Source organism: Thermodesulfobacteriota bacterium (assembly GCA_040755095.1).
GTDB lineage: Bacteria > Desulfobacterota > Desulfobulbia > Desulfobulbales > JBFMBH01 > JBFMBH01.
Genome location: JBFMBH010000142.1, coordinates 1 through 11,269 on the forward strand (window position 1 = coordinate 1; position 11,269 = coordinate 11,269).

The window sequence follows — 11,269 nt, forward strand, 5'->3', positions numbered from 1 at the left end:
GGGCGGGGCCGGGGGCGCCGGCGGCGTACCCTGGGCGCCGGCCCCGGGCCCGACGCCGGCAGTGATCATCAGCAGGGCGGCCAGGCCGTAACCGGCCCACGTGCCTCTGGTCATGGCATGATCCTCATCCAGAATGAATGGCTTCTTGCGCAGGCATCAGACGCCGCCCGGGGAAAGGCGCCGGCAGCGGGCCTGCGGTAAGGCCTGGGCAAAGGGCTGCTCGCCGCCGCGGCAACGGGCACTGTCGCAGGAGGCGACGCGCCGCAACGCCTGTGCCGCTATGGAACGGATCGGCTATCTGCGCGAACAGCTTGAAGGAAAATACGCAGCCACCGGCAGCTGGCTTCCGGTGTGCCGCTCGGCCCAGGCCGCTTCGGCTCCGCGTCGCCGTCCGGCCAAAGGCAGCAGCCGCAGGCCGAGTCCCAATCGCGGCTGGGTGCGCGCGCAAGGCTTGACAATCCCAGATGCCTGTGTTAATCACAGCCCACTCCCACGCCAAAATGAGTCCTCATTCATTATCCGCGCGCGGGTCCCAATGCTGTTTGAAGGGCAGCGCCCCGCGCCTGCCCACCAACGAGGTGATCCAGGCATGAAGCTGGCGGAACTGCTGGCCGAACGGAAAGAAGCCGTGCTCCACGGATGGCTCCGGGAAATCGTGGCCACCTACCCCGCCGAGAGTGCCCGCTTCTTCCTCAACCTCCAAGACCCCTTCGCCAACCCGATCGGCCACATCGTCTGGGAAAGTATTGCCATCCTGTTCGCCGAACTGGTGGCGGGCAAGCCCACCGAGCGGACATTGGCCGCCCTGGAGCAGATCATCAAGATCCGGGCCGTGCAGGATCTGTCCCCGTCCCAGGCCCTGGCCATCTTCTTCCGGCTCAAGGCGGTGCTGCGGCAGGCCCTGGCCAAGGAGCTGGCAGGCCCGGATCTCCTGGCCGAGCTGGCGGAGCTGGAGGCCCGGATCGATGACCTCGGTCTCGCGGCCTTCGACATCTTCATGGGATGCCGGGAGCGGATCTACGACATGAAGACGCGGGCCGCCAGGCGTGAGATGCACCTCCTCTTGCGCCGTGCCAAGCTGGTGACTGAACTGCCGGACCAGCCCACCGACGAACAGGATGCCAACATCATTAGCCTTCATGGAGCGAGGTAGGAACAGATGAACATCTTGATGCCCTTCTTGGCTGTTCTGGCGCTGGTCGTCATCCCCTTGCTGGGTGCCCAGATCGACGGGTTGAAGTGGCTGTTCGGCATCGTCATACCGTATGCGGCCATCGCCACCTTCCTCGGCTTCTTCGTCGCCAAGGTGGTGGACTGGGCCAAGTCGCCGGCGCCCTTTTCCATCGCCACCTCCGGCGGCCAGGCCAAGTCCCTGCCCTGGGTGAAGCAGAGCACCCTGGACTGCCCCTCCAGCACCGCGGGCGTGGTCGGCCGCATGTTTCTGGAGATCGTCTGCTTCCGCTCCCTGTTCCGCAACACCCGCACCTCCATCCAGGCCGGCCCGCGTCTGATCTATGGCCCCACCAAGTGGCTGTGGCTGTTTGGCATCCTCTTTCACTACTCCTTCTTCATCATCTTCCTGCGCCACTTCCGGCTGTTCGTGGACCCGGTGCCGGCGCCGATCCTGGCCCTGGACGCCATGGATTCCTTTTTCCAGATCACCCTGCCCGGACTCTATGTCACCGACCTCCTGATCCTGGGCGCCGCCACCTTCCTCTTCCTGCGCCGGGTGATCATTCCGCAGGTGCGCTACATCTCCCTGGCCAACGACTACTTCCCCTTGTTCCTGATCTTTGCCGTCTGCCTGTCGGGCATCCTGATGCGGTATATCTTCAAGGTGAACATCGCCGGGGTCAAGGAGTTCCTCATCGGCCTGGCGGACTTCAGCCCCTCCATCAATCCCGAGATCGGGGCACCTTTCTATGTGCACCTGTTCCTGGTCTCGACGCTCATGGCCTACTTTCCCTTCTCGAAGCTCATGCACCTGCCCGGGGTCTTCATGAGCCCGACCCGGAACCTGACCACCAACAGCCGGGAGGTGCGTCACCTCAACCCATGGAACGACCCCAACATCAAGCCCCATGCCTATGAGGCCTACGAAGACGAGTTCCGTGACTTCATGCGGGATGCCGGCTTGCCGTTGGAGAAGGATCCGCAACAGCCGCAGGCGTAGGACGCCGCCGAGTCACCACTTCAATAAGGGATACCGAGATGTCGAGCCTGCCAAAAGCACCCGTGCTGGGACGAAAAGTCGCGGAAGAGCCCTCCATGATGACCGGCGCCGTGCCGGTCAAGGACTGGATGGACACGCCGGCGGTGGTCAAGCCTGGAAACTTCTGCTACCCGGCGAAGAAGACCATCGTCGAGTACCACAAGTTCCCCAACCCCCGGGAGTGGTCGCCCCTGGATGAGGACTGGAAGCTGGCCCCCAACTGGCAGGAGATCCTGCTGGAGGGCATGCGGGAACGGCTGGCCAAGTTCCGCTCCTTCAAGCTGTTCATGGACATCTGTGTCCGCTGCGGGGCCTGCGCCGACAAGTGCCACTTCTTCCTGGGCACCGGTGATCCCAAGAACATGCCGGTGCTGCGGGCGGAGCTCATGCGCTCGGTGTACCGCAACGACTTCACCGCCTTTGGCAAGGTGCTGAAAAGGCTGGCCGGCGCCCGGGAGCTTACCCCGGAGGTGGTCAAGGAGTGGTTCATCTACTTCTACCAGTGCACGGAGTGCCGGCGCTGCTCCCTGTTCTGCCCCTACGGCATCGACACCGCCGAGATCACGATGATGGCCCGGGAGCTCCTGCACCTGATAGGGGTGGGCACCAACTGGATCCTGGAGCCGGCCGCCAACTCCAACCGCACCGGCAATCACCTGGGCCTGCAGCCCCACACCTTCAAGGGCAACGCCGAGTTCCTCCTGGACGATATCGAGACCATCACTGGCCTGCGCCTGAACCCGTCCTTCAACCGCAAGGGCGCGGAGATCCTGTTCATCATCCCGTCGGCGGATGTGTTCGCCGACCCCGGGATCTTCACCTTCATGGGCTACCTGATGCTCTTCGAGCACATCGGCCTGGACTACACCCTCTCCACCTACTCGTCGGAGGGCGGCAACTTCGGGCTCTTCACCTCCAACCAGCTCATGAAGAAGCTCAACGGCAAGATGTACGCCGAGGCCAAGCGGCTCAAGGTGAAGTGGATCCTGGGCGGCGAGTGCGGCCACATGTGGCGGGTGGTCCATCAGTACATGGACACCATGAACGGCCCGGCCGATCACCTGGAGCTGCCGGTGTCGCCGATCACCGGCACCCGCTTCGAGAATGCGGCCAGCACCAAGATGGTGCACATCAGCGAGTTCACCGCCGACCTCATCCGCCACGGCAAGTTGAAGCTCGACCCCTCCCGGAACGACCACTGGACGGTCACCTACCACGACTCCTGCAACCCGGCCCGGGCGATGGGTATGCTGGACGAGCCCCGCTACGTGCTGAAGAATGTCTGCAACAAGTTCTACGAGATGCCCGAGAATACCATCCGGGAGCAGACCTTCTGTTGCGGCTCCGGTACCGGCCTCAACACCGGCGAGATCATGGAGCTGCGGATGCGGGGCGGCCTGCCCCGGGCCAACGCGGTGAAGCATGTCCGGGACAAGCACGGGGTCAACATGCTGTCCTGCGTGTGCGCCATCGACCGCGCCACCCTGTCGAACCTGGTCACCGACTACTGGACCCCGGACGTGGCGGTGTGCGGAGTCTCGGAGCTCGTGGGCAACGCCCTGGTCATGGATGGGGAGATCCCGCGGGAAAGCGATATGCGCGGCAACCCCATCGGCGGATAAGGAGGCTCAGATCATGTACAACACCGGGAAGGTTCTGACCGGGCTGGTGCTGTTCGTCGGCTTCATCACCTACCCATTCTGGGGCGGTGAAGCAAGTCCGGTGCCCAAGCTCCAGAAGCCCGAGAAGGAAAAGCAGTGCATCGAGCCGGTCGCCTTCATGCGCGCCCAGCACATGCAGATGCTTGATGACTGGCGGAATGATGTCGTACGGCAGGCGACCCGCAAGTACACCGCCGTCGACGGCAAGCAGCACAACATGAGCCTGCAGAACACCTGCATGAAATGCCACACCAGCAAGAAGGAGTTCTGCGACAAGTGCCACACCTATGCGGGCGTGTCGCCGTTCTGCTGGACCTGCCATGTCCCACCGAAGGAGACCACGTGAGATGGCTATCGACAGACGAGATTTCCTGAAGGTTGCGGGGCTGACAACCGTAATCGGCCTGACCGGCGGTGGCCTGGAGCTGCTGCGTCCGGGTGACCTGGACGCTTCCGCGCCGGGTCACGAGCCGGCAGCTGCCCCGGGCGCCAAGCAGTGGGGCATGCTCGTCGACATGAGCCGCAAGGAGAATTGGCAGGCCTGCATCGAGGCCTGCCACAACCTCCACAACGTGCCCAGCATCGACGACAAGAAGGAGGAGATCAAGTGGATCTGGCAGGCGCCGTTCCAGGAGGTCTTCCCGGGCTCCGAGTCGGCGTACATGAGCGACGTCATGAAGGCACGGCAGTTCATGGTGCTCTGCAACCACTGCGCTGAGCCGGCCTGTGTCCGGGTGTGCCCCACCAAGGCCACCTTCAAGCGGCCGGAAGACGGCATCGTCATGATGGACATGCACCGCTGCATCGGCTGCCGCTTCTGCATGGCCGGTTGCCCGTACGGGGCCCGGAGCTTCAACTGGCGGGAGCCGCGTCTCGATGCCCTCACCCTCAAGGGCGGCCGCAAGATCAACCTCGAATACCCGACCCGGGAGCGGGGGGTGGTGGAGAAATGCACCTTCTGCGCCGAGCGGGTGGATGAGGGCAAGCAGCCGGCCTGTGTCGAGGCTACCCGCAACGGCGGCCTCGTCTTCGGCGACCTCAACGATCCCCACTCCGAGATCCGGCAGCTGCTGCGGGTGAAGAGCACCATCCGCCGCAAGCCGGAGGTCGGCACCAACCCGTCCATCTTCTACGTCGTGTGAGGAAGCCATGATCGAGAGAGCGCTAACCGGCAGCAGCAGGTACTACGGGTGGATGACCCTCCTGGGCGGCCTCATTGGGCTCGGGGTGATCAGCTACGCCTACCAGTACAACACCGGTCTGGGGATCACCGGCATGAGCCGGGACGTGTCCTGGGGGCTCTACATCTCCCAGTTCACCTTCCTGGTCGGTGTCGCCGCCTCGGCGGTCATGCTGGTCTTGCCGTACTACCTGCACAACTACAAGACCTTCGGCAAGATCGTTGTCCTGGGGGAGTTTCTGGCCATCGCCTCGGTGACCATGTGTCTGCTCTTCATCCTGGCTGACCTCGGCAAGCCCATGCGGGCCCTGAACGTCATCCTCCATCCGACCCCCAACTCGATCCTGTTCTGGGACATGGTGGTCCTGAACGGCTACCTGTTCCTGAACGTGCTCTGTGGCTGGGTGGCGCTGCTTTCGGAGAAGAAGGAGGTGCCGCCGCCCAAGTGGATCAAGCCGTTCATCTACCTGTCCATCCCCTGGGCGGTCTCGATCCACACCGTCACGGCCTTCTTGTACGCCGGTCTGCCCGGGCGGCACTTCTGGCTCACCGCCATCATGGCCCCCCGCTTCCTGGCCTCGGCCTTTGCCGGCGGCCCGGCCCTGCTCATCATCCTCTGCCTGATCGTCAAGCGGGTTTCCAAGTTTGACGCCGGCAAGGAGGCGATCTCCAAGCTGACCACCATCGTCACCTATGCGGCGCTGCTCAACATCTTCTTCGTGCTCCTGGAGGTGTTCACCGCCTTCTACAGCAACATCCCAGGCCACATGCACACCCTGCAGTACCTGTTCGCCGGCCTGCACGGCCACGCCCAGCTGGTGCCCTGGATGTGGACCTCCACCATCCTGGGGGTCGGTGCGATTCTCGCTTTGCTCACCGTGCCGGGCTTGCGGGAGAAGGAGGGTCTGCTCGCCCTGACCTGTGGCGCCCTCTTCATCTCCTTGTGGATCGACAAGGGCCTGGGGCTGGTGCTGGGCGGCTTCGTGCCCTCGCCCATGGAGGCGGTGACCGAGTATCACCCCTCGGCGCCGGAGATTCTGATCACCATCGGCATCTGGTCCATCGGCTTCTTCATCCTGAGCGCCCTTTACCGGGTGGCGATCTCCATCAAGGAGGAGAAGATGGTTTAGGACCGTCTGGCTGGACGAGCTTTCCGGAAGGGCCGGCTGCCTTGGGTGGCCGGCCCTTCTTCGTTATTCGCCCCCCCAGGGCGGCCAGGAGGGCGGCTGATGAGGATGAAGACCGTCGCCAGGCCGGATGCCGTGGCCAGGCCGATGAGGCCGGAGCGCAGCCGGCTGGCAGTCAGGTGTGCCGCTGACCCAAAAAATCCGCAGGTTCGGCCGGGTTGAAAAAACCATCAGCCCATGGCCGAGGGGAATCAGTGCGCCTGTTTCGGGAGCGGGGGATCGACGTGCACCAGGTCTTCCGCGAGGTCAGCGTCGAGCGGGGCGGCGAGGCCATGGCGGTCGATCTCTGGGCCGGGCATTGGCTGGGCATTGCCCTCTTGGGCCGGTGGGGGACAAGGACCCCTGCCGGCCCGAAAAATTGCTTGGGGCGCCATGGCCCCGGCCACCTCAGTCGCTGACGGTGCGGCGCAGGAGGTCGCGGAAGGCCTCCAGGGAGGGGATGGTGACGGCGCGTTTGAGGAGCGACTGCAAGGTCATCTCGGTTTGCACCTCCTCCAGGCTGGTGACCACGGAATCCGGCACGGTTTCGAACCTGGCCTCCAGGACCTCGACGATGCTGCGGCGGAGCGCCCTGGTCATCCCTTGTTGGAGGCCGCGCTCCAGGCCCCGCTGTTCCCAACGTTCGGCAAGTGTCGGCATGGCAAGATCTCCTGAGGCGAGAGTGGTGTCGATGGCGGCGCGAAAGGCGTCCTCCTCCACCTGGGGCGCTGCTGCGGCCACGTAGCGGAGAAGGGTTTCGACATACTGGAGGCCGGTCCGGGAGCGGGCGAGATCCCGCATGAGGGCGAGGACCCCTGGCAGGCGCTCGTTGAGGTCGTCGGCGAAGATGTGCTTGGTGATGAGAAGGAAGGTACGCAAGAGCACCTCGCCCCGGATGGCCTCGTCGGGCCAGCGGGCCAAGTCGATGAGCTCGTAGCGGAAGGAGGGACGATAGGGGGAAAGCGGCTCTGGCAGGTCAAAGAGGCCCCCGAGGTCCAGGGGATGGGACCAGACGGGGCGGCCGTGGTAGAAGAGGATGGGGATCACCGGCGGCAGCCGGTCCGTGCCGTGCATCGCCCGGTGCCGGCTCCAGATCTGGACCGCGTAGCGCAGGACATCGAGGGGCGGGCAGCCGACGACGTGGCTGCGGTGCTCGAAGAGGATGTAGAGGTAGCCTGGCCGGCCATCCACCAAGTTGACCTGGTAGAGGAGGTCGGACAGGTGCTCGGCCAGGGGGCTGGCGCATGAAGCCGGCCTGAGCCCCCTGGTGTCTACTCCCCCCGCAGGGCGGCCACCGGATCGAGGCCGGCGGCCCGGCGGGCGGGGAGGACGCCGGCGGCCAGGCCGACGGACAGGGCGATGGCCACGGCCAGGAGGGTGTAGAAGGGATCGGGCTGTACCGGCAAGGCTGGCACCAGAAGCCGCACCAGGCCGGCGGCCAGCAGGCCGAGCAGCAGCCCGGCCAGGCCGCCAGCCAGGGAAAGCACCACCGCCTCGGCGAGAAACAGGCCGAGGATCTGGCCGCTGGTGGCGCCCAGGGCCCGGAGCAGGCCGATCTCTGCCACCCGGTCGGCCACGGCGATGGTCATGATGGTGAGAATCCCCACCCCGCCGACCACCAGGGACACTGCACCCAGCCCGGCCACCACCAGGGTCAGCTTGTCCAGGATCGAGCCCAGCACGTCGAGCATCTGATCCTGGGTGGTGATGGTGAAATCCTCCCGGTCGTGGCGGTCGACCAGAAGATCGCGTACCCGGTCGGCCACCACCGCGGCCTCAGCGCCCGGGGCATAGAGGATGTCGATCTCCATCAGGCCCTCCCGGTTGAACAGCTCCTGGGCCCGGGCCACCGGCACGTAGACCGCATCATCCAGGTCAAAGCCCAGGATCTGGCCCTTGGCCTGCATCACCCCCACGACCCGGTAGCGGAAACCGCCGATGCGCACGACTGCCCCGAGGGGGCTGGCGGCCCCGAACAGCTCCCGCCGTACCGTGGCCCCCAGCACCACCAGGGGGCGGGCGGTCCGGGCGTCCTCCCGGGGCAGGAACTGCCCGGCGCCCACCGCAAACTGCCAGGCCTGAGGGGCATCCGGGCCCACCCCCAGGACGGTCACCCGCCGGGAACGACCCTGGACTTCCACCGCCGCATTGCCCTGCAGCACCGGCACCGAGACCAGAACCTGGGGCAGGCGGGCAAGGGCCTCGGCGTCGTCCACCGACAGAGGCCGCACCGTGCCGAGGATGGCAGGGGAGTGGCCGAAGGTCTCGGTCCTGCCCGGCGTGACGCCGATGAGATTGGTGCCGAACTGGGTGAACTCGGCCAGGATATAACCCTCCAGGCCCCGGCCCAGGGCGGTGAGCAGCACCACCGTGGCGATGCCCACCGCGATGCCCAGACCGGTAAGGCCGCTGCGCAGCCGATGGCTGCTGAGCGCCGTGGCGATGAACCGGGCCCCGTCCAAGGCGCCCACGACTCACCGCCGTCCCAGGGCCTGGATCGGCTCCAGGCGGGCTGCCCGGCTGGCGGGCAGGATGCTGAAGAGGAGGCCGGTGGCCACCGCCACCCCAACGGCCGCCACGGCGGCCCAGAAGGGGGTGCGGATCGGCAGGTCCGGGAGCCAGGCGCGCAGGCCAGCGGTGACGGCCAGGCCGGCCAGAACCCCGGCGAGCCCACCGCCGGCGCCCAGGCAGACGGCCTCGGCCAGAAACAGCCGGCGGATATCGGCGGCGGTGGCGCCCAGGGCCTTCAGGAGCCCGATCTCGACGGTGCGCTGGGAGACCGCCACCAGCATGACGTTCATCACCAGCACCCCGGCCACCACCAGGCTGACGGCGGCAATCCCGCCCATGATCAGGGTGGTGGCGGCCAGGATGCGGTCGAAGGTGGCCAGCACCGCGTCCTGGGTGATGACCGTCACGTCATCCTCGCCGTCGTGCCGCTGGCGGATGGTCTGGCGCACCGCGTCCTGGGCGGCGGCGATCGCTTGCCGGTCCCGGGCCTCGATGATGACCCGGAACAGGGATTCGGAGTCGAAGAGGGCCTGGGCCGAGGCCACCGGCACTACGGCCAGCTCGTCGAGGTCCACGCCCATGGAGACCCCCAAGGAGCCCAGAAGGCCGATCACCCGGCTGCGGCGGCCGCCGATCCGCACCAGCTGGCCGAGCGCCTCCTCGGCCCCGAACAGCTCGGCGGCCAGCTTGGTGCCCAGAACGCAGACTTGGCGCTCCAGGAACAGCGATTCGGCAGGCAGGAACGAGCCCCGGGCCATGTGCAGGTGGCGCATGGTCAGATAGGCCGCCGAGGTGCCGAGGATGGTCACCTCCCGCTCCCGGCCGCCGAAAGCCACTGGAGCACTGCCCACCACCACCGGCGCCATGTTGGCCACCATCGGCAGATCCAGGAGGGCCCGGGCGTCGGCCAGGGTCAGGTCCCGGGGGGTCTCGCCCAGAAGGGGCGGCAGGGAGCCGGTGGTCTCGGCCCGGCCCGGCAAAACGATGATCAGGTTGGTGCCCAGGGAGGCGAACTGGCCGGTGATGTAGAGACGGGCCGCGTCGCCGATGCCGGTGAGGATGAAGACCGCCGCCACGCCGATGCCCATGGCCAGGCCGATGAGGCCGCTGCGCAGCCGGCCGGCGGCCAGGGCCCGGCCGCTGTAGCCGATGAGATCTAGGGGGCGCATGGGGCGCTGTCGGCGATGATCCGGCCGTCCTCCAGGCGCAGCTGCCGGCGGGCGCGGCTGGCCAGCTCCGGATCATGGGTGACCACCAGCAGGGTCAGGCCAGCGGCGTTCAGCTCTTCGAGGATGGCGATGACCTCCCGGCCGGCCGCCCGGTCCAGGTTGCCGGTGGGCTCGTCGGCCAGGAGGATCTCCGGCTCGGTGACTGCGGCCCGGGCGATGGCCACCCGCTGCCGCTGGCCGCCGGACAGCTCGTCCGGCCGGTGCCCCGCCCGGTCGGCGAGGCCCAGGCGGGCCAGGAGCCTGGCCACCCTCTCCCGGCGCAGCCTCGGGGGCACCCCGGCCAGGACCAGGGGCAGCTCGACATTCTCGGCTGCGGTCAGGCGGGGCACCAGGTGGAAGAACTGGAAGACGAAGCCGATAGCCTGGCGTCGCAGATGCGCCCGGGCATCGTCGTCCAGGCGGGTGACGTCCTGGCCGTGCAGGCGGTACCGGCCCTGGTCCGGCCGGTCCAGAAGCCCGATGGTGTGGAGCAGCGTGGACTTGCCCGAGCCGGACGGGCCGGTGATGGCCAGGTATTCGCCCCTGGCCACGGCAAGGCTCACCCGGTCCAGGCCGCGCACCGTTTCTGTGCCCACCTGGAACGAGCGCATGACCTCCGCCAGCTCGATCACCGGCTCAGTCATGGTCGTGGCGGTCAACCCGGGCCCGGGCGCCTGCTCGCACCCCCGGCCGGTCCGGAGCCAGGACCACCGCCTCGCCGGCCGCGATGCCGGCGCGGATCTCGGTGAAGTCCCAGGCGGCAATGCCGGTCTCCACCCGCCGCTCCTCCAGGACGTCCCGAGCGGTATCGAGGACAAAGGCCCGGTTGCCGGCCAGCAGGGATTCGCTGGGCACCCGCACCACCCCCTCCCGGCGCTCCAACAGGATCTCGGCGTCGGCGCTGTAGCCGGCGAGCAGGGCCGGCAGTCCGGCAGCGGCCGCCAGGAAATCCACCTCCACCAGCACAGTGCGGGCCTGGCGCTCCCGCTCCTGGACATAGTCGGCCACCCGCCGGACCTGGCCGGGAAAACGGCGATCCCGGAAGGCGTCCAGGCTGATGCGGGCCGGCATCCCGGGCCGGATGGCTGGGGCATCCACCTCGTCGATGGGCGCCTCCACATAGAAGCAGGCGTCGTCCACCAGATCCACCGCGGGCAGGGTCAGGATGCCGGGGGGGGAGGGGGTGACGTATTCCCCCAGCTCGCCGTTGAGTGCGGCCACCACCCCCGCGAAGGGCGCGGTCAGGCGGGTCTTGGCCAGATTGGCCTCCGCCACCCCGATCTGGGCTGCCGCCACCTGGGAAGCGGACCGGGCCGCCCGGCAGCCCGCCA

Annotated in this window: 11 protein-coding genes; 6 read left to right on the top strand and 5 right to left on the bottom strand. The window is 67.2% G+C overall.

What is annotated here, in order from left to right; all coding sequences use genetic code 11:
• Nucleotides 1-589 precede the first annotated feature (589 nt).
• From AB1634_16535 to dsrP, 6 genes are all read left to right on the top strand, one after another.
• The gene (locus AB1634_16535; protein MEW6221123.1) at nucleotides 590-1,153 is read left to right on the top strand and encodes an RsbRD N-terminal domain-containing protein; all 564 of its coding nucleotides are present in this window, start codon (nucleotides 590-592) and stop codon (nucleotides 1,151-1,153) included.
• 6 nt (nucleotides 1,154-1,159) lie between these two features.
• Nucleotides 1,160-2,173 carry a sulfate reduction electron transfer complex DsrMKJOP subunit DsrM gene (gene dsrM, locus AB1634_16540; GenBank protein ID MEW6221124.1) on the top strand — a complete coding sequence of 338 codons (1,014 nt, stop codon included), beginning with the start codon at nucleotides 1,160-1,162 and terminating at the stop codon, nucleotides 2,171-2,173.
• A 95-nt stretch (nucleotides 2,174-2,268) separates the two neighbouring features.
• Complete coding sequence (gene dsrK / locus AB1634_16545; protein ID MEW6221125.1) at nucleotides 2,269-3,834, top strand: sulfate reduction electron transfer complex DsrMKJOP subunit DsrK; 1,566 nt, start codon at nucleotides 2,269-2,271, stop codon at nucleotides 3,832-3,834.
• 13 nt (nucleotides 3,835-3,847) lie between these two features.
• A complete protein-coding gene (gene dsrJ, locus AB1634_16550; GenBank protein ID MEW6221126.1) occupies nucleotides 3,848-4,219 on the top strand; it encodes a sulfate reduction electron transfer complex DsrMKJOP subunit DsrJ in 372 nt (123 codons plus the stop codon).
• A gap of 1 nt (nucleotide 4,220) precedes the next feature.
• Nucleotides 4,221-5,015: a sulfate reduction electron transfer complex DsrMKJOP subunit DsrO gene (dsrO, locus tag AB1634_16555; protein ID MEW6221127.1), complete on the top strand. Its 795-nt coding sequence runs from the start codon at nucleotides 4,221-4,223 to the stop codon at nucleotides 5,013-5,015.
• Between the two features lie 7 nt (nucleotides 5,016-5,022).
• Nucleotides 5,023-6,183, top strand: a complete 1,161-nt coding sequence (gene dsrP / locus AB1634_16560) for a sulfate reduction electron transfer complex DsrMKJOP subunit DsrP (GenBank protein MEW6221128.1) — start codon at nucleotides 5,023-5,025, stop codon at nucleotides 6,181-6,183.
• A 444-nt stretch (nucleotides 6,184-6,627) separates the two neighbouring features.
• On the opposite strand, the gene AB1634_16565 is transcribed toward dsrP, so the two are convergent.
• The 5 genes from AB1634_16565 to AB1634_16585 form a co-directional block, all read right to left on the bottom strand.
• A complete protein-coding gene (locus AB1634_16565) occupies nucleotides 6,628-7,452 on the bottom strand; it encodes an Rpn family recombination-promoting nuclease/putative transposase (GenBank protein MEW6221129.1) in 825 nt (274 codons plus the stop codon).
• A gap of 38 nt (nucleotides 7,453-7,490) precedes the next feature.
• A complete protein-coding gene (locus AB1634_16570) occupies nucleotides 7,491-8,690 on the bottom strand; it encodes an ABC transporter permease (GenBank protein MEW6221130.1) in 1,200 nt (399 codons plus the stop codon).
• Nucleotides 8,691-8,693: 3 nt separating this feature from the next.
• The gene (locus AB1634_16575) at nucleotides 8,694-9,899 is read right to left on the bottom strand and encodes an ABC transporter permease (GenBank protein ID MEW6221131.1); all 1,206 of its coding nucleotides are present in this window, start codon (nucleotides 9,897-9,899) and stop codon (nucleotides 8,694-8,696) included.
• Complete coding sequence (locus AB1634_16580; protein ID MEW6221132.1) at nucleotides 9,887-10,570, bottom strand: ABC transporter ATP-binding protein; 684 nt, start codon at nucleotides 10,568-10,570, stop codon at nucleotides 9,887-9,889. Before AB1634_16580 ends, AB1634_16575 begins: the two co-directional genes overlap by 13 nt.
• A 4-nt stretch (nucleotides 10,571-10,574) precedes the next feature.
• Nucleotides 10,575-11,269: efflux RND transporter periplasmic adaptor subunit (locus AB1634_16585; GenBank protein MEW6221133.1), on the bottom strand; the 695-nt coding region annotated here is incomplete at its 5' end.